Source organism: uncultured Cocleimonas sp. (genome assembly GCF_947495625.1).
In the GTDB taxonomy this organism is placed as follows: Bacteria; Pseudomonadota; Gammaproteobacteria; order Thiotrichales; family Thiotrichaceae; genus Cocleimonas.
Genome location: NZ_CANLZW010000021.1, coordinates 21,282 through 42,922 on the forward strand (window position 1 = coordinate 21,282; position 21,641 = coordinate 42,922).

General features: G+C 37.8%; 20 protein-coding genes and 1 tRNA gene. 9 read left to right on the top strand and 12 right to left on the bottom strand.

All coding sequences use genetic code 11. The features are described from left to right. Nucleotides 1-72 precede the first annotated feature (72 nt). From Q1A31_RS12530 to Q1A31_RS12545, 4 genes are all read left to right on the top strand, one after another. Entirely contained in the window at nt 73-1,536 is a 1,464-nt protein-coding gene (locus Q1A31_RS12530; RefSeq protein WP_299876975.1) for a glutamate synthase subunit beta, read from the top strand. Nucleotides 1,537-1,707: 171 nt separating this feature from the next. Beyond that, nucleotides 1,708-3,486, top strand: a complete 1,779-nt coding sequence (dnaG, locus tag Q1A31_RS12535; protein ID WP_299876978.1) for a DNA primase — start codon at nt 1,708-1,710, stop codon at nt 3,484-3,486. A gap of 239 nt (nt 3,487-3,725) precedes the next feature. Further along, entirely contained in the window at nt 3,726-5,681 is a 1,956-nt protein-coding gene (gene rpoD / locus Q1A31_RS12540; RefSeq protein ID WP_299876981.1) for an RNA polymerase sigma factor RpoD, read from the top strand. Nucleotides 5,682-5,784: 103 nt separating this feature from the next. After that, nucleotides 5,785-5,861, top strand: a tRNA-Ile gene (locus Q1A31_RS12545). Between the two features lie 109 nt (nt 5,862-5,970). Here Q1A31_RS12545 and Q1A31_RS12550 read toward each other — a convergent pair. The 5 genes from Q1A31_RS12550 to Q1A31_RS12570 all read right to left on the bottom strand — a co-directional run bounded on the left by Q1A31_RS12550 (nt 5,971) and on the right by Q1A31_RS12570 (nt 8,328). Then, nucleotides 5,971-6,150 carry a PLD nuclease N-terminal domain-containing protein gene (locus tag Q1A31_RS12550; protein WP_299876984.1) on the bottom strand — a complete coding sequence of 60 codons (180 nt, stop codon included), beginning with the start codon at nt 6,148-6,150 and terminating at the stop codon, nt 5,971-5,973. 76 nt (nt 6,151-6,226) lie between these two features. Continuing rightward, nucleotides 6,227-6,673 carry a hemerythrin domain-containing protein gene (locus Q1A31_RS12555; RefSeq protein WP_299876987.1) on the bottom strand — a complete coding sequence of 149 codons (447 nt, stop codon included), beginning with the start codon at nt 6,671-6,673 and terminating at the stop codon, nt 6,227-6,229. 86 nt (nt 6,674-6,759) lie between these two features. Next, nucleotides 6,760-7,065 (bottom strand): DUF1840 domain-containing protein, encoded by a 306-nt coding sequence (locus tag Q1A31_RS12560; protein WP_299876990.1) that lies wholly within the window; start codon nt 7,063-7,065, stop codon nt 6,760-6,762. Nucleotides 7,066-7,137: 72 nt separating this feature from the next. After that, complete coding sequence (locus Q1A31_RS12565; protein WP_299876993.1) at nt 7,138-7,404, bottom strand: coiled coil domain-containing protein; 267 nt, start codon at nt 7,402-7,404, stop codon at nt 7,138-7,140. A gap of 762 nt (nt 7,405-8,166) precedes the next feature. After that, complete coding sequence (locus tag Q1A31_RS12570) at nt 8,167-8,328, bottom strand: DUF1328 domain-containing protein (protein WP_299876996.1); 162 nt, start codon at nt 8,326-8,328, stop codon at nt 8,167-8,169. 240 nt (nt 8,329-8,568) lie between these two features. Between Q1A31_RS12570 and Q1A31_RS12575 the strand changes: the two genes are divergently transcribed. After that, complete coding sequence (locus Q1A31_RS12575; RefSeq protein WP_299876999.1) at nt 8,569-9,927, top strand: CHASE3 domain-containing protein; 1,359 nt, start codon at nt 8,569-8,571, stop codon at nt 9,925-9,927. Between the two features lies 1 nt (nt 9,928). Here the strand turns inward: Q1A31_RS12575 and Q1A31_RS12580 are convergent, their stop codons facing one another. Together Q1A31_RS12580 and Q1A31_RS12585 are read right to left on the bottom strand one after the other, a co-directional pair. Next, nucleotides 9,929-10,321 carry a response regulator gene (locus Q1A31_RS12580; protein WP_299877001.1) on the bottom strand — a complete coding sequence of 131 codons (393 nt, stop codon included), beginning with the start codon at nt 10,319-10,321 and terminating at the stop codon, nt 9,929-9,931. A gap of 35 nt (nt 10,322-10,356) precedes the next feature. Continuing rightward, nucleotides 10,357-11,004: a response regulator transcription factor gene (locus tag Q1A31_RS12585; protein WP_299877004.1), complete on the bottom strand. Its 648-nt coding sequence runs from the start codon at nt 11,002-11,004 to the stop codon at nt 10,357-10,359. Between the two features lie 505 nt (nt 11,005-11,509). Here Q1A31_RS12585 and Q1A31_RS12590 point away from each other — a divergent pair. The 3 genes from Q1A31_RS12590 to Q1A31_RS12600 all read left to right on the top strand — a co-directional run bounded on the left by Q1A31_RS12590 (nt 11,510) and on the right by Q1A31_RS12600 (nt 15,156). After that, on the top strand, nt 11,510-12,700 hold the full coding sequence (locus tag Q1A31_RS12590) for a hypothetical protein (RefSeq protein ID WP_299877007.1): 1,191 nt from the start codon (nt 11,510-11,512) through the stop codon (nt 12,698-12,700). 218 nt (nt 12,701-12,918) lie between these two features. After that, entirely contained in the window at nt 12,919-14,259 is a 1,341-nt protein-coding gene (locus Q1A31_RS12595; RefSeq protein WP_299877010.1) for a DUF2254 domain-containing protein, read from the top strand. A 105-nt stretch (nt 14,260-14,364) separates the two neighbouring features. Continuing rightward, nucleotides 14,365-15,156: an MBL fold metallo-hydrolase gene (locus tag Q1A31_RS12600; RefSeq protein ID WP_299877013.1), complete on the top strand. Its 792-nt coding sequence runs from the start codon at nt 14,365-14,367 to the stop codon at nt 15,154-15,156. 149 nt (nt 15,157-15,305) lie between these two features. On the opposite strand, the gene nhaA is transcribed toward Q1A31_RS12600, so the two are convergent. Both nhaA and Q1A31_RS12610 read right to left on the bottom strand, forming a co-directional pair. Continuing rightward, nucleotides 15,306-16,667, bottom strand: coding sequence for a Na+/H+ antiporter NhaA (gene nhaA / locus Q1A31_RS12605; RefSeq protein ID WP_299877016.1), 1,362 nt, complete (start codon nt 16,665-16,667; stop codon nt 15,306-15,308). Nucleotides 16,668-16,902: 235 nt separating this feature from the next. Next, a complete protein-coding gene (locus tag Q1A31_RS12610; RefSeq protein WP_299877019.1) occupies nt 16,903-17,469 on the bottom strand; it encodes a dimethylsulfonioproprionate lyase family protein in 567 nt (188 codons plus the stop codon). Nucleotides 17,470-17,799: 330 nt separating this feature from the next. Here Q1A31_RS12610 and Q1A31_RS12615 point away from each other — a divergent pair, with 330 nt between their 5' ends. Next, the gene (locus tag Q1A31_RS12615) at nt 17,800-18,078 is read left to right on the top strand and encodes a hypothetical protein (RefSeq protein WP_299877022.1); all 279 of its coding nucleotides are present in this window, start codon (nt 17,800-17,802) and stop codon (nt 18,076-18,078) included. Nucleotides 18,079-18,162: 84 nt separating this feature from the next. Here the strand turns inward: Q1A31_RS12615 and Q1A31_RS12620 are convergent, their stop codons facing one another. From Q1A31_RS12620 to ppnN, 3 genes are all read right to left on the bottom strand, one after another. Beyond that, nucleotides 18,163-18,615 (bottom strand): hypothetical protein, encoded by a 453-nt coding sequence (locus Q1A31_RS12620; protein ID WP_299877026.1) that lies wholly within the window; start codon nt 18,613-18,615, stop codon nt 18,163-18,165. A gap of 144 nt (nt 18,616-18,759) precedes the next feature. Continuing rightward, the gene (locus Q1A31_RS12625) at nt 18,760-19,851 is read right to left on the bottom strand and encodes a tetratricopeptide repeat protein (protein WP_299877029.1); all 1,092 of its coding nucleotides are present in this window, start codon (nt 19,849-19,851) and stop codon (nt 18,760-18,762) included. A 179-nt stretch (nt 19,852-20,030) separates the two neighbouring features. Next, nucleotides 20,031-21,404 carry a nucleotide 5'-monophosphate nucleosidase PpnN gene (ppnN, locus tag Q1A31_RS12630; RefSeq protein WP_299877032.1) on the bottom strand — a complete coding sequence of 458 codons (1,374 nt, stop codon included), beginning with the start codon at nt 21,402-21,404 and terminating at the stop codon, nt 20,031-20,033. Between the last annotated feature and the right edge of the window lie 237 nt (nt 21,405-21,641).

Consider the following 21,641-nt stretch of genomic DNA (forward strand, 5'->3'; position numbering starts at 1 on the left):
ATTATTGAATATAGTTTAAAAAACCATTTCCAATAACCGTAGTAGAAACGATTAGATAGGTAGTTAAGAACCATGGGAAAAATCACAGGATTTAAAGAGTTTGCTCGTCATGATAGATCATACGAACCTGTAGAAGAGCGTATTATCAATTTTCAAGAATTTGTTATTCCACTAGATGATGAGGAATTGCAGACTCAGGGTGCTCGTTGCATGGATTGCGGTATTCCTTTTTGTCATGATGGTCCTGAAGGAGGTTGCCCGGTGAATAACCTGATTCCTGATTGGAATGACCAGGTATATCACGGTGAATGGCAAGATGCGCTTGAAACCTTGCATTCAACAAATAACTTCCCGGAAATAACAGGCAAAATTTGTCCAGCGCCTTGTCAGGAATCCTGTACGCTAAATATCAATGATGATTCTGTAACGATTAAAACAATCGAAGCAGCGATTATCGATAAAGGTTTTGAAAATGGTTGGGTTGTTCCTGAAATAGCCAAGAATAAAACAGGCATGAAAATCGCTGTCGTGGGATCTGGGCCTGCGGGTATGGCTGCTGCACAACAACTGGCCCGTGCGGGTCACGATATCGTCTTATTTGAAAAAGAATCACGTATTGGTGGTTTGATGCGTTTTGGTATTCCGGATTTTAAGCTTGATAAAAAAATCATCGACAGACGTATGAAGCAAATGTCTGCTGAAGGTGTTGAATTCAAAACCAATATTAATATAGGTGTTGATATTCCTGCAAAACAATTACTTGCCGAATTTGATGCCGTTGCATTGACTGGTGGTTCAGAAAAACCACGTGATCTTCCAATTCCCGGACGTGATTTGAAAGGCGTGCACTTTGCAATGGATTACTTAAAAGCAAACACCAAATGGGTTCAAGGTGTGCATGGAGAAGATCAGGTTATATCTTCAAAAGGTAAGCATGTTGTAGTTATCGGTGGTGGTGATACAGGATCTGACTGTATTGGAACCTCAATACGTCATCATGCTGCATCAGTTACTCAAATAGAGATTATGCCGCGTCCTCCTGAGAAAGAAGATAAAGGTCTGGTATGGCCAGATTGGCCAAATAAAATGCGTACTTCTTCTTCACAAGAAGAGGGCTGTGAAAGACTTTTCTCAGTTGCCACTAAAGAGTTTGTTGGTGATGATGAAGGTAATCTTAAAGCAATTAAATGTGTCAAAGTAGCTTGGGATAAAGACGAGAACGGATCTTGGTTAATGTCTGAAGTTGCTGGCTCTGAATTTGAATTAAAAGCCGATATTGCGACTTTGGCAATGGGGTTTGTTCATCCGGTTCACGAAGGTATGCTTGAAGAGCTAGAGTTGGAATTAGATGCTCGCGGCAATGTTAAAGGCGATACGGAAGGCTATCAGGCTTATTCTACATCTCTGGAGAAAGTGTTTGCTGCAGGCGATATGCGTCGTGGACAGTCCTTAGTGGTATGGGCTATCCGGGAAGGGCGACAGTGTGCGGTTTCTATTGATGAATACTTAATGGGTTATACCAGTTTATCCCGATAATTGTTTCTGATTTACAACGTTATTATTGAGCTATAATTAAAGAAACTTAACAAAGCTTTGATTTAAACCTTGCTGAATCTTTGCAAAAACCCCCTATAAGTAGGGGGGTGACTTTTAAATTTAACACATCTGAATATTCTTATTTTAGATGAGTAATCAAGAATCCTGACTATGGCATCTGGGCGTATTCCTCGTGAATTTATTGACGATCTTCTGACGCGTGCAGATATTGTTGATGTAATCAATGCAAGAGTACCACTCAAAAAGAAAGGCCGTGAATTTACTGCATGTTGTCCTTTTCATAATGAAAAAACTCCATCGTTTACCGTAAGCCCAAACAAGCAGTTTTATCACTGTTTCGGTTGTGGTGTACATGGATCTGCAATTTCATTTTTGATGGAGTATGAGCATTTAGATTTTGTTGAAGCCATAGAGTCACTGGCAGATTCAATGGGTGTTGCTGTTCCTCGTGAAAAAGGCGGGAAAGGTGCGCCGACCGAGGCACAACGACAGCGTAGCAAGGATTTGTATACGCTTCTGGATGATGCTAATCAGTATTACCAACTACAACTAAAAGGTTCACCCACTGCTATTGAATACCTAAAAGGTAGAGAACTTAGTGGTGAAATTAGTAAACGATTCAATATCGGTTACTCCTTGAGTGGTTGGGACCATTTACTGAATCATTTTAAAGGCTCGTATCAAGAGCAACAATTAGTAGATTCTGGTTTAGTCATCAAGAAAGACGATGGCAAAATTTACGATAGATATCGCGACCGGATCATGTTTCCAATTCGGAATCGCAAAGGTCAGGTGATTGGGTTTGGTGGGCGCGTTTTAGGTGATGATTTACCTAAATACATTAACTCTCCCGAGACTTCGGTTTTTCATAAAGGACGTGAGTTATATGGATTATACGAAGCCAGAATCAATACGCAAAAGCTCGATAGAATTATCGTTGTTGAAGGCTATATGGATGTCATCGCTTTAGCGCAATTTGGTGTCTCTTATGCAGTTGCGACATTAGGAACTGCCACTACAGAAGAGCATATAAAACAGTTGTTTAGAGCAGTTCCTGAAATTATTTTCTGTTTTGATGGTGATCGTGCTGGTAAAGAAGCGGCATGGCGAGCATTAGAAAATGCGATGCCTGTTATGCAGGATGGCAAAGAGATTAAATTTTTGTTCTTGCCCGACGGTGAGGATCCTGATACGCAGATCAGAAAAATTGGTAAGGATGCGTTTGAAGAAAATTATCAACAAGCAGATTCTCTTACCACTTACTTCGTTGATAATTTGCATTCGCAGTTTAATATTACTTCTGATGAGGGTAAAACACGTTTCTTGAAAGAAGCGGCGAAACTCTTGACCAAAATGCCAGATACTTTAATTAAGGATCAATTAGTGCAGCGTTTATCTGACATGACAAATGTTGATAAGAAAGTGCTATTTCAGCGTGAAATTACATCAAATAATTCTCTGAAAGATAATTCTACGAATGAACTAAACTCTAATAGATCTCGTCTAAATTATCGTAGCGTTAGTCTGACTCCCATACGATATGCTATTAGTTTATTGCTTTCTGAGCCATCATTAGTAAAACTTATTGAAAATATTGAAGAAATTGCGTTATCAAAACTGCCAGGTTCTGATTTATTGACTACACTCATTGAAGCAATCCAAGAGAGCCCAGAGATTAAACCAATAGTGCTGCTGGATAGATGGAAAGATACAGAATTTGAAGCCCCGCTAATACAGCTGATGAAATGGCAGCCAGAGTCTGATGACATAGCAATTCTGAGTGATGAATTTAAGGATTGTTTAAATAAAATATATGATAGGGCAGAGAAAATAAAGTTAGAAAACTTAATACATAAGGCGCAAGTACACGGTATGGACAGTCTTACTGATATGGAATTACAAATATTTCGTTCTATGTATCGTGGATAGTTTTAAGCTTCTGACTTTAAATTTCATTTTTTATCACAATATTTGACTGTAGATGAGTATCAAATAGTAATCATGAATATCCAAACTCTCTCAATATGGGTACATTGAAGAGCGTTTAACTGTGATATAATGTCCGACTGATTTTTTATATGTAATAGTTTTCAATATCAGCATTATAGACATCATTGATGTTTCGTATTGTTACATTAGGAAGAGCGTTAAAGGCGCGATAAAAATATATGAGTAAAGAAGAACTAAATAAAGAAAAACAGGCAGCAGAAGCTAGCAATAAAACTGATCAGTCAGTAGTAGCGCAAAGCCAGTCTGGTTTGAAAATGCTTATCCTTAAAGGTAAGGAGCAGGGCTACTTAACTTATGCAGAAGTCAATGATCACCTTCCAGATTCAATCGTAGACCCAGAGCAAATCGAAGAGATTGTTACAACAATCGGCGATATGGGTATCAAGGTTTACGAAAAAGCGCCAGATGAAGACAGTCTTGTACTAACTGAAGAAGCAACAGACGCTGATGATGATGCCGCTGAAGAAGCAGCTGCAGCACTAACAAGTGTTGATAATGACTTTGGTAGAACCACTGACCCAGTTCGTATGTACATGCGCGAAATGGGCACTGTTGAGCTATTAACACGTGAAGGTGAGATCGAAATTGCGATTCGTATTGAAGAAGGCCTATACGAAGTACTTACTGCATTATCTGAATTCCCGGCATCAACAGAATACTTATTGAATTTCTACAACAAAGTAGAGACTGAAGAGAAACGTCTTACTGATCTTATTTCAGACTTTGTTGATCCAAATGCTGAGCGTCATGTAATACCTGAACCAGCACCAATCGTCACACCAGAATCAAAAGAAGCTGCTGAGAAAAAAGCGGCTGAAGCTGCAGAGGCAGCAGAAGATAGTGATATAGACGATGAAGATGAAGAAGAAGTAGAACCAGAAGATACAGGTCCAGATCCAGAGATCGCTCAGGAGAAATTTACCGCACTTAATGAGCTTTATGTTCAGGCTTGTCAGGCTTGTGAGAATGATGATTACGAAGAGTATGAAAGAGTTCGTCAGGAACAGGCAAAAAAGATGCTGGAGTTTAAATTAACTCAACCAGTCATCGATGAAATCGGTAGTCAATTACACGCCATTATTGAGCGAATTCGTGGATACGAACGCCAGATAATGAAGTTATGTGTACAAAAAGCAGCAATGCCGAAAAAAGACTTCATAACTAGTTTTCCAAAGAGCGAAACAGATACAGATTGGCTTAATAAATATATCGAAAGCAAACCAAAATTTCAGGAGAGCTTAGAGCCATTTAAAGACGATATTATCTTCAATCAAATACAGTTACAGAAGATTGAGAAGGAAACTCGTCTTAGCATCACGCAAATAAAAGACATCAATCGCATTGTATCCGTAGGTGAAGCGAAAGCACGTCGTGCGAAGAAAGAAATGGTCGAAGCTAACTTGCGTTTGGTTATCTCTATTGCTAAAAAGTACACCAACCGTGGCTTACAGTTCCTTGATTTGATTCAGGAAGGTAATATCGGTTTGATGAAAGCGGTTGATAAGTTTGAATACCGTCGTGGTTACAAGTTCTCAACTTATGCTACATGGTGGATACGTCAGGCTATTACGCGTTCGATTGCGGATCAGGCTAGAACTATTCGTATTCCAGTGCATATGATTGAAACGATCAACAAACTTAATCGTATTTCTCGTAAACTTCTACAGGAAAAAGGCCGCGAAGGTACACCTGAAGAATTAGCGGTTGAAATGGAAATGCCTGAAGATAAGGTTCGTAAAGTGATGAAAATTGCTAAAGAGCCTATTTCAATGGAAACCCCTATTGGTGACGATGAAGATTCATCGTTAGGTGATTTTATTGAAGATGGCAATGTGCAATCTCCAATCGAGTCTGCAACATCGACTGGTTTGGGTGAAAGTACACGCGATGTCTTGAGTAGTTTAACCCCTCGTGAAGCTAAAGTACTTCGTATGCGTTTCGGTATTGATATGAATACGGATCACACCTTAGAAGAGGTGGGTAAACAGTTTGATGTAACGCGTGAGCGAATCAGACAAATTGAAGCAAAAGCATTAAGAAAATTGCGTCATCCAAGCCGATCAGATATGCTACGCAGCTTCCTTGAAATGGATAAAGATATAGGCGCATCTTAGCCTGTATCTTGCAGGTGCAAACCTGTTATTCATTGGATTCTTTTAAACTGATTTTTTATATGGATTTTTATAGAAGTTATCAGTAAAATCCTGAATCCACTGGGGGCCTGTAGCTCAGTTGGTTAGAGCAGTAGACTCATAATCTATTGGTCGGAGGTTCGAGTCCTCCCGGGCCCACCATTTACAATAAAAAAAGATCAATTAGTAATTAATTGATCTCTTTTTTCGCCTGCATTAATTAGATATCTAATTAAAAGACTAATTACATGTATAACTATAAAGTTAGTATTTAGGACTTTGGACCTGCAAAGAACCATACGATAAGACCTAGAACTGGTAAAAATACGATTATTAATGTCCATAGTAATTTACCTCCAGTACTTGTTCCGCTATTCATCACTTTTATTATTGCCAGAATATCCAAAATCAGTACGATTAAACCAAATATTCCACCTACTTCGATTCCCATTTGTTGCTCCTTATCATTTATTCAAAATGATTTTATATTTCAAAATTAATTACAGTTCTCGTTAAAGACGTTTTATCTACCAGTCTTTGCGTTTCTGTACTGTCATTTCTTTATCGTAGTCAGAAGCTAGATCAGCTTTTTCTTTGTCGGTGAGTACTTTTCCACCCATTTGAAAAACTTCATGCTCTTCCTCATCTAAGTGATGATGAATTTTATGTTGTAGTTTTTTTGCTTCTACTAACCAGGCAGATGAGCTGTAGTCAGTTTCTTCCAGTTTCTCAATCATTTCATCTATTTCATGGTGTTCTGCGACGCTGTGACGTGATTTTTCCTGGGTTAAGTCATGCTCCATAAGTGGAATATAAAAATGCCTTTCCTCAGCAGCAGCATGGGCTTTAAGTTCTATCTTCAATTTTGAAAACATCTCATCTCGTGACGCGGTATCTCCATGTGTTTGAATGAGTTCTTCTGCAATGTCACGTTGAACATCATGATCCTTTCTTAATGCTTCAAATATATTCATTTCTATACTCCTTAAAAATGTTGCTGATTACATTTTTGTATTTGTAAAAATATAAAATTAATTAATTTTTTTGATTTAAACGTAAGCTATTCGTATTCCCACATGACTGATTGATTCTTCTTTACGGCCATGTTGAGAAGCTCCACTAAGGGGAAGGCTCTGTTTTTAAAAGATACAGAATCATCTTTAGCTTTAGCATCTTCGGCAGTTACTGGCTGAACAGTTGAGATGCTACTTGCATGTTTAATAAGGTTAATGGCTGCAGGAATATCTTCAGGGTTCATTGCTCCTGGTATATTTCCACTCATTTCCATAACTTTGAGCATGCTTTGAGCATCTTTTTCAAACATGGATATTTTTTGTCCATTGATGTAACTGAAATTTACCAACATGATATTTTCCTTTTGTCTTGGAATAAAAACGGGTTACTTTTAGTTTTGTCTTAGTTGCTTTTATCTAGACCTCTAAGAAAATGCTTTTCTCATACGATCATAAGCATCAGTAAAGCCATCTTTTAGTGAATCCCATGCATCATCTGAAGCATCAGCTACTTTATTGAGCCATTCTTTCGCTTCATTTCGTTGCTCTTTTAATTCTTCAACCTTTTCTTTATATTCAATTTCAGCATCCGCTGAAGCCTGGTCTGCTTTAACCTGATATCTTTCAATGTTTGCTTCAAGTTCATCAAGTTGTGCTTTCATTTTATTAATGTATGCATGTTTGGTATCCATTTCAAAACTCCTTTTAATTAGATAATTAGTGACAAATAAAACTGGTTGAATCCACTTGAGCAATTTTTCCAGCCTCTTTCAAATTCACATTGATAGTGTCTATGTATCAACGTTATGAGAATGTTACATCTGTAAATGAATCAGGGAATTCAGTTAACTCTGTTAACACTGTAGGGATTTTGTTGGACTCTATGTAAGTCTTGTCTTACAACAGAAATTCTATCTGTCGCTGCTGCACATTGTGTAAGACGACACTTACATTTTTTACCGCATGTTCTGATTTTCGATGAAGCACTAAGGCTTTAAGGTTGAGATAGGCTAGGAATCAAGACTAGTCGTTTTTGATGCTCTAAATAAGATTGAAAGTTGAAGTACTTTTAATTGTTGCTGTCTCTTAACAGAAGATGTCTCTGAGTCGATATATTTGAGCAATAACCGAAAAAAATAAGGTAATCAATCACAAAAATTATGAAATATTATTCAATTACATATGCCGTACTTGCTATAGCATTTGGCTTGCTTGGGTTCTTCTTTCTGGAGAGTGGTAGCATGAAATATATCTTCAAAACCCTAGGTATTATTTTTACCATAATCGCAGTTATTGGCTTTGCTCTTGAGCATTATTTTTCTGATAGAGATAATTCTGAGTAATTGAGATTGGATTTTAAGTAGTATGAATCGATATAAAATTTTAAAAAACACAAAAGGAAAAGCGACTATAAAGTCGCTTTTCCTTTTTCGGGGTTATTCTAATTGGGTTGATTAATGTGGTCTTCGACCTGTAACAAACATTATCAATGACACAATTAAACCAACAACAAAAAGAATCCATGCAATGTTAGTCGCAGTACCTGCTATTCCACTAAGTCCCAGAAGGCCTGCGATAATTGCTACTATTAAAAATATTACGGCTAGATTAATCATGACTATCTCCTTTATTATATGAACAGATAAGTTCTATGACATCGTAAAGACTGACAATCGAACAACTTGTAAAATAAGTCGTATTTCCTGATACGCTTAAGACATATTATGAGAGTTTCTAAAAATGAAATATGTCAGCCAAGTCATAAGGTTTTGTAGTCTTTGTCTGGCAAACATAAGTGATATTCCACAAATGAATGTGATATCAGCAATCAAATATTTCCCAGAACGAATTTATAAATGGATAAGATGAAAAAGAATTTTCTACAAGACATGAGTCGCAACCGCCTTCATATATTGTTTAGTATTTTCAGTGCGATAATCATCATCCTATTCGTTTTCTTTTTAAAATTCGTATATGACTCAAAAGCCTCAATAAACTCGACGCGTATTAATGCACTGCATCTTGATTACAGTGATCGACTTTTGATTAATATGTTGAATATTCAAACGGGTGCAAGAGGGTATTTGTTATCAGATGACCCCGAATTCTTAGAGCCCTATAACGAAGGTATTAAAAACCTGGAAAACACCTTTGATTCAGTTGAAAAACATTGGCCAGATTATTTGAGTCAGCGAGAGATAGACGCCTTAGAATCAGAAGTGAAAAAAACCATTGTTCAGATATCTGATTTGGTGAGCCAAAAAGCACTTGATCAGAAAACCAGAATTTCAGAATTTGATGTTACAAAAAAACTGATGGATAGTTTACGCGACAGAATTTCTGAAATTAGGCAAACGATAAAAGAGAGTAATGCCAAGAATACTCAAGATAATTTAAATTCCTTAAATCTAATAAAGTGGTTATTGATACTACTCATTCTGATTGCATTTGGGTTGTTGTTTTTGTCTTTTGCGTTAACCGAACGCCAACAAAAAATGTTAAAAAATCACGCTGATGATATCGCTTTACGAAATAAAGAATTAGAAAAAACTGTCAATCAGAGGACTACAGATCTGGTTGATCTTGCGTCACATGTGACGACAACCAGTGAAAATGAAAAACAACGCCTTGCCAGAGAATTGCATGATGAATTGGGCGCACTTCTAACTGCTGCTCGTATGGACAGTACCTGGATCAGTCGCTCTATTAATGAAGACCAAAAAGAAAAATTTGAAACCCGATTTACACGATTGATTGATTCGATTGATAAAAGTATTGCGCTAAAACGTCATATAACAACCAGTCTGGTTCCCCCTTTACTTAGGGAGATGGGCTTACATGAAGCAATCATTGCGATGACAGAAAATGATCCTAATCAGCCGCCAGCCACCTACCATGTCAAAATTGAAGACTCTCTCCCTGAGCTAGATAAAGACAGAGAACTCGCACTGTACCGTATCTGTCAGGAATCAATTAATAATATCTGGAAATATGCGAATGCTACCGAGGTATTCATCGAACTTAGCGTAGAAGATGATTTTTACTATTTAACCATTAAGGATAATGGCGAAGGTTTTGATCAAGCTCAAATAAAGAAAGGAACCCATGGGCTAGCTGGAATTCGGGCACGAGCAGCAATGTTTAAAGGAACTATGGAAATTGAATCAGCACCGGGAAAAGGGACGATCGTTAAGAGTAAATTAACAGTTAGTTAAATTACTTTTTAGCCGCTTCTTCTATCCAGTCCATCATTTCGAATAACTGATAGGACTTATCGTAGAAGCCCTGAATATCTTGTTCCAGACACTTTTTCTTTAAATGCTTGGATGTATGATTGGTTAAAACCAGTTTCTCTGGTGTGCCATAAAGTTCCGGGTGATTATTGATTTCATTCAATACACCCAGACCATTGCCTTCATTTAATTCAAGATCGGCAATAACCAGATTGGGTTTATGCTCTTCAATCTCATTAAGTGCCTGAATTTGCCGGTCAGCTGTTGCGACTACATTCACTTGTTCAATACTGTCCAGATTCTCCAGGACAATATCTCTGAGTAATGGGTTGTCCTCGACAAGGACAATGGATAATTTTTCTGTGTTTAAAGCCATAATATTGCCAATGTATTCATGGGTTAATTTTATTTTTATAGGTCTAGTTCATTTTCTATTAAGCCGTGGTTTACGGCATAAATAGCTAATTCTGCGTTACTGTTCACACCCATTTTTTCCAGTAAACGCGAACGATAGGTACTGACGGTTTTAACGCTCAGATCGAGAATGTTAGCAATGTCAGAGACACTGGCACCTTCGCTGATACGCATAAATACCTGTAGCTCACGTTCTGATAAGTTTTTATGTGGTTCAGAGTCGTTTTCATTAAAGACCTCTCCAGCAAGTAATTCTGCTGTTTTGGAAGAGAGATAACGACGTCCCAGGGAAACGGTTCTTATTGCTTTGATTAAATCTTCCTGTTCGCAGTCCTTGCATAAATAACCATTTGCGCCATTTTTGATCATGGGTAGGGCGTATTGTTCTTCAGGGTGCCCGCTTAGTATAAGTACAGCTAGTTTTTCATAACGTTGACGAAGGTGTCTTAGTACATCCACGCCACTTTTATTTGGTAGTGAAATATCAAGCAACACAACATCGCAGGGATTATCTTTAAGATAATTAATGATATCTTCACCCGATGAAGCTTCGTACACAACATTAAAATCAACTTCATCTTGTAACATTTCATTGAAGCCACGTCTTACGATTTCATGATCATCAACAATTGCAATTTTTACCACATTATTTACCTACACCTCTGATTAATATCAAAAACTATTAACTGTACTTCATTCTGCTTACTTTTATTTATACCAGTTTTTAAATAGATTTCTAAAAGTTTCTATTTAAGTAGTTGTATATAAGTAGTCAAAAAAACAGCCTTAAAGTAGGGGGGTGTATTCCCTAATAATAAGATATTCCGTTTAACAGTTTTTAACAATAGGACAATTGAACATTTCATGTAGGACATGTCCTACAGTTCATTTTTGATAATTATACTCCATCGTCATCCTTTTATCGTTGTATCCAGTTGTGTAAGTCAAAGACTACATTCGAATGTGATTCTGCTGACAGCCAGCAATTGATAATTTTTAGAAGATAGATTCCAAGATGAAGTTTGAAAAAAGCTTCTCGTTTATTTTATAACTTTCTCGTTACTTTATCTGAACAAAAAAGTTAACGAAAAATTAAACAAAGAAAATTTAAACACCATCTATTAATTTTTTATCAAAAAAGGAAAATGTTATGACAAGGCAATCACTACTAAAAATAGCTATTTCAACGGCAATCGTTTCTGCAAGTTCAACAGCGGTTATGGCTGAACCATTGATTACAGATTATGAAAAAGCCACCTCAGCATACGAAGATGCTTATTTCTCAGGTAACTTGAATCTAGACAGTGGTAATCAGGATCAGACCAGCTACGATCTGGACTTATCTATCGATTATGAAAAAGTATTTAGCTCTAAGAACCGTAATACGAAATTGGACTTTTTAGGAACGGGAACGGTATCGAGAGGATCTAGTAGTGGTGATGATAGAGAAAGTACCTATCAGGCACTGGGTTCAGCAACTGTCGATAATTACTTTAATGCTGATAAGAGCAATGCATTCTGGTATGGCAAAGGTGAAGTAGGTGTTAAAAAAGGACAGGAAGATCCATTCACTAAAGCAACAGCTGGTGTTGGTTATGGTCGAGTAGTCAATGTCACTCCAATGGCGCGATCAATTCGTATCGTCCAGGAATTACGTGAAAATGGGTTTATAACGTCAGACCCTTCTAATGCGACCTATCAAAAGATTGCTCAAATCATCGAACGTGAAGCTGAGTATCGTTCTAAATACGGCTATGAGGATTATGAGCAATACTGGGTTCAGGATATTGAAACCGAACTTAAAGCTAGCGGTTTGACAAATGGTGCCACTGGTTTGAACGCTAGAGCAATATTAAAGTCGTATGATGTTCTAGTGAATGAGCGAATCTCAACACGTAAGAGCGGCTGGTTAGTGCGCGCAGGTGTTGGTGCGGTATTATCAGATTATGATGGCGAAGATGGCAAGCCAGCATTAGAAATAGGTGCTGAATACCACAAGCCTCTAAGTAATCGTACGCAGTTTTCTAACGAAGCTATTGCTACCGCAACACTTAAAGATGGCGATGACAGCTTTAACTTCAATAACGCTATGTCATTAACGCACGAATTAACTGACAAAATAGATTGGGAAAACAAGTGGACGCTGGATCATAATGAATCAGATACAGGTCCAGAACTTACAACCAACACGGTGGGTTCTACTTTCCTATATAGCTTGACTAACAAACTAGACTTTAGTGTTGAAGCAAGGTTGACTGACACTGATGATAGAATTGCCAATAACGGCAATGATGAATTGGATAAAAGTCTGACTATGGGTGTTAGATACCGTCTTAAGTAAAATCAATATAAGCGTCTAATGAGATGATGCTATTTATAATTATTAGATGCGAGTATTAGATCTATACATTAGATATATAAAGCACAACAATAAGGGCCTGTTATTAGCAGGTCTTTATTGTTTTTATTATTAAGCTTATTACTTTCATTGTTTATTTCAACAAGCATTAAGCGATATCAAATCAATTACTATAAATATGCGATAAGGTTATTTAGTCTATGAAAACACGAATACTTCATTTTCTTGGCAATATCAGCGCGAATTTCTGGATGATTCCGTTGTTTTCACTTTTTATCGGTGCTGGTTTGGCATTCCTTAATTTTTATCTCGATAAGACCTTGTTAGCCCGTCACATTGAATATCCTGACTTATATCTTTACTTCAATAATTCACAAAATATTCGCTCTTTGTTGAGCGTATCGGCAACCTCTTTTCTAGGAGTAGCCGGGGTTTCTTTTTCCATTACCATTGCTTCTCTTACACTAGCTTCACAACAATTTGGCCCACGCTTATTGCGCAACTTTATGTTAGATCGCTTCAATCAATTGGTGCTTGGTTGTTTCATTGGTACATTTTTATATTGTATTTTGCTTTTACAATTTACCAGTTCTATGGACCTTGAGAAAACTACCCCATTTGTATCGATGATTTTTTTATTGGTACTTATATTCATAAACTTACTAGTACTGGTTTTTTTCATTCATCACGTAGCCGTTGCCATACAAGCAGATACCGTTATCAGCGATGTAGATAAAGAATTGGTTGCTCAATTACTAAAACTTTTCCCTGATAAGGTGGAAACAGATGAGCAACCAATAAAATTAAAAGTACCTTCAAATATCGATCAGAAATTTGAGAAGCAAGGCAAAGAGGTTTTTGCCTATAACTCTGGATATCTACAGGCATTAGATATCGATGCGTTAATAAAATGTGGCAGTGATAATAAAATCGCATTAAAAATTATCGTGAAGCCCGGTGAGTTTATTATCAAAGACTCGTTGATCGGTTACTTTTTAAATAGGGATGAGTCTGATAACGAAGATGCCGTTAAAGATCAAATCAATTCTCAACTTATCATGGGTGTAAAACCAACGCCGGAGCAAGACCCTGAATTTGCTATCCGGCAATTAGTCGAAGTAGCGGTAAGAGCATTGTCGCCAGGAATCAATGATCCCTTTACTGCTATCAGTTGTATTGATAGATTAGCTGACAATATTGCGCTGTTAATGGGTAGACAATTCCCCAGCGATCAGCATGTAGATGATAGCGGTCATCTAGTATTGCAATTAAAGCCATTTACCATAAACGGCATCATCGAAGCGTCTTTTAACCAGATACGCCAACATGGCAAAAATGATATTGCAGTAACTATCCATTTACTACAAACACTGCATAAGTTGGCATTAATCAGCAATACATCCGAACAAGCGAAAGCCATCAACAAGCAAACCAGAGCCATCGTTTCAGAACAAAAAACGAAAGGACTTTCAGAATATGACAGTGAAGATATTAAGCACTGGGGAGACAAAGTCGAATCAGTATTGAAAGAGAAAATTTGAGCACTATATTTTTATTATAGTGATTTAATCAAACAATCAGTTTTTATATACAGTAATAAATAAATAGAAAGCAATCAATCAATAACAACGAGTAAAGGTGATATCGTGATTTTTAAACAACTATATGAACAAGATTCCAGCACTTACACATATCTCATTGCCTGTGAAGAAACGGGACAGTCAGTATTAATAGACCCTGTTATAGATACGGTTGAACGTGATATGTTGACTCTTAAAGAACTCGGATTGGGTTTAACCTACACGCTTGAAACTCACATGCATGCGGACCACCTCACCGGTGCGAAAAAATTAAAACAGTTTGCAGGGAGTAAAATTGTGGTTCCGGCAATGGAGCAATTAGCGTGTGCCGATTTAGGTGTTTCAGAAGGCACTCCATTTATGGTGGGTAATATTAAGTTAGAACCACTATTCACACCGGGTCATACCGGAAAACATCATGCCTATTTATTAGATAATGGCATGCAGAAAATTTTGTTTACCGGTGATGCTCTGTTGATTGAAGCCTGCGGCAGAACAGATTTCCAGTCAGGAGATCCCGTCAAATTATACGAAAGTATTACCCAGAAGTTTTTCACCTTGCCAGACGAGACTATTGTTTATCCTGCGCACGATTATGAAGGACGCCAGATAACAACCATTGGTCAGGAAAAGAACAGGAATCCACGTTTAGGCAATAATAAATCCCAAGACGAATTTGTGGATATCATGAATGGCCTTGATTTGCCTTACCCACGCAAGATTGATTTTGCCGTGCCTGGCAATGAAGCCTGTGGAGAATGTCCGGGTGATATTCCTGAAGAATATCGTGGTCCTTGCGATATCGTAGATTTACCGCAAGATTTGATACGCGCAGTTCGCGCAGGTGATCAGGGTTAAATTAACTATTATCGCTAGCAATATAAATGCTAGCGATAATAAAACACAATCCTACATTGTGAAGTTTAAGTTCTTTTAGTCATTTCAACTAACTAAATGAAAAAAGGCCTAAAAGTAGGGGGGGTGACCTAAATTAAAGATAATAGTCGTTAATTATCTTTGGCAGATAACACCCACAACCAAATTACCCCTAAGATGCCAGCTAATGCGGTCGCTAGCATAATACTCAGCTTCGCCTGAGTTAGCATTTCAGGATGGTTAGGAAAACTCAGTGATGCGATAAAAATCGACATCGTGAAGCCCATTCCCGCAAGTAATCCAACTCCAGTAATATGCTTCAGTGTTACATTCTCTGGTAGCTGTCCCCAATTCAGCTTTATAGCTATCCAGCTCATCAACACGATACCGATGGGTTTACCTAATACTAAACCAGCAATAATTCCCCAGCTGATGGTGGCGGGTATCATCGCATTAATGGTATCAAGTGAAATCACAATACCGGCGTTAAGAAACGCGAAAATGGGTATCACGAATAAACTCACAGGCCTTTCTAAGGTGGTTTCCCAGCTTCTTAAAGGTGTTTTCGTTTCTTTGGCACGTTCTTCAACTGATTCGACAACTTCATGATTGCTGGCCTCTGCCAGCATTTCAGTTTCTGGATTTTTATCTATTTGATCCATCTGTTTCGCGGCACTTCTCAGTTTTTTCGCTAAATTACGCGGATGAAGTCTAGGACGAGCAGGAATTGCGAAGGCAGCAAGCACACCAGCAACCGTAGCATGCACTCCAGATAATAACGTTGCGTACCACAGCAGAATGCTGACCAGCAAATAAGGCAGTGGTTTGCGAATACCTAAACGATTCATAATCAATAACAAAGCAAACAAACCGGCAGCGACAAACACCAATTGCAAATTAAGTTGCTCGGTATAGAACACCGCAATAACAATGATCGCGCCAATATCATCGACAATCGCTAGTGCAACCAGAAAGACTTTCAAACCACTGGGTACTCGTGAGCCGAGCAGAACTAAAGCACCCAACGCAAATGCAGCATCCGTCGCCATCGGTATTCCCCAGCCTGCAGCGCTTTCGCTATCGTAATTAAATGCAGCAAAGATTAAGGCAGGAACAATCATTCCACCAAACGCTGCCATAATTACCGTACTAGACTGGCTAAAAGATTGTAATTCACCCGCTATAAATTCGCGTTTGATCTCCAGACCCAGCAAAAAGAAAAACAGCACCATCAAACCATCATTGACCCAATGATGTAATGATTTACGAATTTCGTAGTCATTAAATACGAGGCCAAATTCAATATGTTCAAGCGCGTAGTAATAATCTTTCAGTGGACTGTTGACCACAATTAACGCCGCAAACGTTGCAAGGACCAGCAATAGCGCCCCGGATATCTGGTTACTTACAAAACGATTAAAAGGCTCGGTGAGTTTTTCAAACTGTATTTCAATGGGATTAGCAAGATCAGCTTTAGGCTGCTTATCACTCATTATTTAACGCTCCGTTTCTTATTTATTTGAGTTAATCGTTTGGTTTTGAATATCAATGGCAGATATGCCTTCTCATTAATTTAGTTCCATTAATTTAGGACTATTAATATAAAAAGACACTAAGAGAAATGCGTTCTAAATACAAACTAACACACTGTGAATATTGTTAATATATGTATAAAAAAATGCTGATTAAATTTGAGGTATTTTGTTGTAAATATTTAAAAATTAAGGACTATTTCCATAATACATACAACGCCAAAACTACTTCATTGAAAGCAGTTACGCCATGAATATCATTGGGGTGATTATAGATAACATCACCCGGCACTAATTTTTTGAAAACTTCTGAACCACCATAACGCCAGTCGGCCTCGCCAGATAAAACCAAATAAAGTTCCTGAGGTTGATGTTGGTGAAGAGGGTAGCTCTGATGCTTATCAAGCAATAATAATCCAACTACGATATCACCTAATTCAAACAATTCATTGAAAATGCCTAGTGCCATTTGTTCTCCTTTTTCGTCAGTTCGGGGAGAAGGTTTCCATACCAGTTCTGTCGCTATCTGTTGAAAATTAAAGGTAAAAGGTGTCGGTTTTATATGTTTTATTTGCTCTATAACAGGCAATAGCTGAGGGCTAAATTGCTTTACCCCGGGGGATTTGATTCTTTGACTAAAGGTTTCAGCGCCTTCTAATAAAATAGGATCACTAGTCTGCTTGCTTATAGCGTCAGCGCATTGTCTTAAAAAAGACAGGATTTGTTCAGATGTATTCATAGTTTCCGGTATTTTCTTCATCATATTTTTTAAGCCATTTTCAAACCAGTTCCAGACTATTGCACTCACTTAGGGCTAAGAGTTAACGGCTAACTAGTATGGTTAAGCAATTATTTCTAACATAATGATTATAGGTTTAACTTCTTACTTTTGTGTTCGAATGTTTGTTTGACCTTTATCAATAGTTACTTCAATTTTTCGTTTTTTAGTTCCAATTCTTGCATGACTATTGTTAGAAAGTAGTACTCTGTAGTGAGAAAAGGAATTGTTAGGTAAATTTACTGAGATGAGGAGCTTAATACCTAAATCAATAAATGCCGTTAGCAAAATGTTTATAACAAGGGAGAGTTTATTATGCTAAATCTACAAGATATTATTGGTATGTGTGATTGTACCGAAGAAGAAATTGCAGCAGTTGCTATGCACGAACATGTGCCGGATGCAGTAGCCTCTGAACTTGCTAATTACATTATTCATGGAGAGGATGGTATTCCTAAGCTACGAAGAATTATTAAAGATGATATCGAAGAAGCTAAAAGAAAAGGTCATGATGAACAAGCAGCTCATCTGAGAGAAGTGTTAAAGCACTTTATTGCTAACCATCCACTTTATCTGGAAAAAGGTAAAGGATAGAACGATAGAAATCATATCATCTGTCACTTCCTGCTTTGAGCTAAAAAAGTGGCTTAAAGTAGGGGGGTGACTAATAAAGTGGATTTACTTATCTAGGAATACGACGCTCATATTGGCTTGCGACCAGATCTTCCATTCACCATTTTCCTGTTTGAAAATCTGTAGCATATCTAGCTCATTGTTTTTAAATGCAGGTCCAGATACTTTCTTGGTAATTTGCTTTACTCGAACATAAGCAAGTTCTTCGTCGTGTGCGATAAATTTGATACTTTTTATATCGTAATCGAGTTCGTAAATATCGAATAGACGAGCAATCAAATTTTTACTACTTGCGTACAATGTTGATTGGCTATGGATAGTAGCCATTGTTCCTTCTATATTTTCAGCTTTCATTTGCTTGGCATTTTCTTGAATGACCTGGTACAAAGCTTTAGTAATTTCAGTATTTTCTGGAATCTTCACTTCCGCATTTGCGGTTGAACTTAGAACTAGTAGTGAAGAAAAGCTTAGATAGATAATTAGTAAGAATGATTTCATGATAAATCCTGTTGGATGGCTATTTAGATGATTATATAGCTGCTTTTATTTATAGTTTTATAATCACTTATATAAAAGTAGGATTAAATGACGCTTTAAGCAAAGAGAAAAGATGCTTAATCACAATACTATCGATTCTTAGAGTTATTCAACTTTAGTTGTGTCTTGCAGGGTGTCTTGCTCTTGCAGCTTTGCTTGTTCGGCTGCCTTCTTAAACCATTTAAGGGCCTGCTTTAAGTCTTTTTTTACACCTTGCCCACTTTCATAAAGTGAAGCCAGATTAAATTGAGCTTTGGGGTTACCTTGTTCTGCCGCTCTACGGTACCACTTCGCAGCTTGCTCCAGATTTTTCTCTACACCTGTTCCATTTTCGTATCGTAATCCAATTTCAAATTGTCTCGTTGCACTTACTTGTTGTTCTTTAGTAGGAACTATAAAGGGAGCTATAAATACTTTGTTTGTGGATGCTGGCTTTATCAAAGATTGAGTCTTTTGTTTCAGAATTTGTTTTTTTCTAACAGGAGACTTCTTTTTGACAGTAGTTTTCTTTCTGATAGTCGCTTTAGGGCGCTTCACTTTTTTGGTTTTTGCCTGTTTTTTGCCTGTTTTGACTCTGTTTTTAGTCTTACTTTTGTTTTTAACTGTTTTTATTTTTTTGGATAACGATAATTGTCTGGCAACCTCTTCAATAGTTAACTCTGGTTTCTTTAGTGCTGTCGCTGCAGGGCTTAGCAAGTAGTCATCATCATTTTGATCAAAAGGCGTTGTTGCAGGTTCTGCCGGCGTTGATGATGGAGATTTCATACCATGAGAATGATTAACCCCATTCACAGGGTAAGGATGCGTATGCGTTCTTCCATCATGTTTGTGACGATGAGGATGATTTAATCCAGAAGGAGGCAAAGGATGACTATGCCATCTACCACCGTGTTGATGTTTTACACTGTTAGGGTCAGGTTTCGTTTGTGGACTGTTGTGCGTATGTTTAAAACCAATTTCAGCAGAATAAGGATGAATATGACTGCGTCCATTATGCGAATGTCTGTGGAAGTGTTTGATGACAGAAGCAGGGAGAATGTGACTATGCACTCGGCCATTGTGAGAATGACTGATAGCTTTCCCTGATGCAGAGTTTGATGCAGTTGATATTGAGCCAGTTGAATTTGAACTTGCAGAAAATACAGGACTCGCTATCAATGAAAGAAATAGTAATGATAGCACTGTAATCGCCCGCATATCCCAACCTTAAATAAGTGTTCGTTGTTGAGTGTAAACTATTTTGCCAGTTCTGTTTATAGTCTCTTCAGTGATTCAGACTGTTTATTAAATGCTTTATTAAATAGTTTATTTAAAAAGGTGCTCTAAAGTAGGGGGGTGACTTAAAACCACCTACTTTATAAACAATTACTATTATCTTACTTCACAATCTCATAACACGGCGTATAAGCCACATCACTCGGTAATTTCATACGATCCTGTTTGATAAATGATTTAAGTAAATCATCCATCTTTTGCATGATTTCTGGATCGCCACTCAACTGAAACAGGCCGTGTTTCTCAATTGCACGAATTCCATCATCTTTTACATTACCCGCTACGATCCCGGAAAAAGCTCGTCGTAAATTAGCCGCGAGTACATGAGTTTCCAGGTCTTTGCTTAATTCAAGATTCGCCATATTTTCATGCGTTGGTATAAAGGTTTGCTGGAATTCATTATCAATTTTTAAACGCCAGTTAAAGTAATAGGCATCACTGTGCTGACGGCGGAAATCCCTAACTCTTTTAGTTCCTTTCTTGATTTTCTTCGCTACTTTGGCAGGATTATTGATAATTATTTCATACTGTTCCTGAGCTTTTTTACCCAGCGTTGCACCTATAAAATCATCTATTTTCTGAAAATAATCACGCGAACTTTCTGGTGCGGTAAAAATTAATGGAAACGGTAAAGGCTCGTTGTCTGGGTGTAATAATATACCGAGAATATACAGAATTTCTTCGGTCGTGCCTGCGCCTCCGGGAAACACAATAATCGCATGTCCGGTTCGTACAAACGCTTCCAGACGCTTTTCGATATCTGGCAGAATAACTAAATCATTCACTATGGGGTTTGGCGATTCGGCCGCGATTATTCCTGGCTCGGTAATACCTAAATATTGACCATCATTAATACGTTGCTTCGCGTGTCCGTATGTTGCACCTTTCATTGGGCCTTTCATGGCGCCAGGTCCACAGCCAGTGCAGATATCCATGCCGCGCAAACCTAATTCATAACCTGTTTCTTTGGTGTAATCATATTCAGTACGGGAGATGGAATGTCCGCCCCAGCAGACCACCAGCTGAGGTCTGGAACGTGGACGAAGATTGCCCGAGTTACGCATTATATGAAACACAGCATTGGTAATGCCGTCGCTATCAGTCAGGTCAAACTTTGGGTTGTCGATGATATCGTCGTGGGTATAGAGGATGTCTCGCATCACCGCGAATAAGTGTTCATTAATACCCTGAATCATTCTGCCATCAACAAAAGCTTCCGCGGGTGCGCCTTTTACCTCGAGCTTTATGCCGCGGTCTTGCTGGATAATGCGGATTTGAAACGCTTTGTGGCGCTCTAAAAGCTCCTTTGCGTCATCGGTATAATTACCGTGGGTTAGTACCGCTAATGCACATTGGCGAAATACCGGGTAAATTCCGGTATTTGAGGCGTCTAGTAATCTAGAAACTTCGAGTTGAGATAAAATATTGAGGTGTTGCGTAGGCGTAATACGCGCGCTTACTAATTGTTCAGACATGTATGTTTAATTCCATTGGATGTATTCAAAGGTCGCAATCAGATTGGATGTGTCATTTCTTATTGTGCCCATGATTGTTTTTGTTATTTAACTAACTAACTACTTAGATATAAATTTAGACGAGTTTAGATAAATTTAGACGAAATAGTGTAATAAGCCAATATTACACTATTATGAATTCCCCTCAAAAAATGCCTTAAAAGTAGGGGGGTGACTTAATTTATAATCAGTTTGCAC

Coding starts and splice junctions, on each gene's coding strand:
- Q1A31_RS12530 (WP_299876975.1), top strand. CDS start 73: ATGGGAAAAATCACAGGATTTAAAGAGTTTGCTCGTCATGATAGATCA.
- dnaG (WP_299876978.1), top strand. CDS start 1,708: ATGGCATCTGGGCGTATTCCTCGTGAATTTATTGACGATCTTCTGACG.
- rpoD (WP_299876981.1), top strand. CDS start 3,726: ATGAGTAAAGAAGAACTAAATAAAGAAAAACAGGCAGCAGAAGCTAGC.
- Q1A31_RS12550 (WP_299876984.1), bottom strand. CDS start 6,150: ATGGGAATCGAAGTAGGTGGAATATTTGGTTTAATCGTACTGATTTTG.
- Q1A31_RS12555 (WP_299876987.1), bottom strand. CDS start 6,673: ATGAATATATTTGAAGCATTAAGAAAGGATCATGATGTTCAACGTGAC.
- Q1A31_RS12560 (WP_299876990.1), bottom strand. CDS start 7,065: ATGTTGGTAAATTTCAGTTACATCAATGGACAAAAAATATCCATGTTT.
- Q1A31_RS12565 (WP_299876993.1), bottom strand. CDS start 7,404: ATGGATACCAAACATGCATACATTAATAAAATGAAAGCACAACTTGAT.
- Q1A31_RS12570 (WP_299876996.1), bottom strand. CDS start 8,328: ATGATTAATCTAGCCGTAATATTTTTAATAGTAGCAATTATCGCAGGC.
- Q1A31_RS12575 (WP_299876999.1), top strand. CDS start 8,569: ATGGATAAGATGAAAAAGAATTTTCTACAAGACATGAGTCGCAACCGC.
- Q1A31_RS12580 (WP_299877001.1), bottom strand. CDS start 10,321: ATGGCTTTAAACACAGAAAAATTATCCATTGTCCTTGTCGAGGACAAC.
- Q1A31_RS12590 (WP_299877007.1), top strand. CDS start 11,510: ATGACAAGGCAATCACTACTAAAAATAGCTATTTCAACGGCAATCGTT.
- Q1A31_RS12595 (WP_299877010.1), top strand. CDS start 12,919: ATGAAAACACGAATACTTCATTTTCTTGGCAATATCAGCGCGAATTTC.
- nhaA (WP_299877016.1), bottom strand. CDS start 16,667: ATGAGTGATAAGCAGCCTAAAGCTGATCTTGCTAATCCCATTGAAATA.
- Q1A31_RS12610 (WP_299877019.1), bottom strand. CDS start 17,469: ATGATGAAGAAAATACCGGAAACTATGAATACATCTGAACAAATCCTG.
- Q1A31_RS12615 (WP_299877022.1), top strand. CDS start 17,800: ATGCTAAATCTACAAGATATTATTGGTATGTGTGATTGTACCGAAGAA.
- Q1A31_RS12620 (WP_299877026.1), bottom strand. CDS start 18,615: ATGAAATCATTCTTACTAATTATCTATCTAAGCTTTTCTTCACTACTA.
- Q1A31_RS12625 (WP_299877029.1), bottom strand. CDS start 19,851: ATGCGGGCGATTACAGTGCTATCATTACTATTTCTTTCATTGATAGCG.
- ppnN (WP_299877032.1), bottom strand. CDS start 21,404: ATGTCTGAACAATTAGTAAGCGCGCGTATTACGCCTACGCAACACCTC.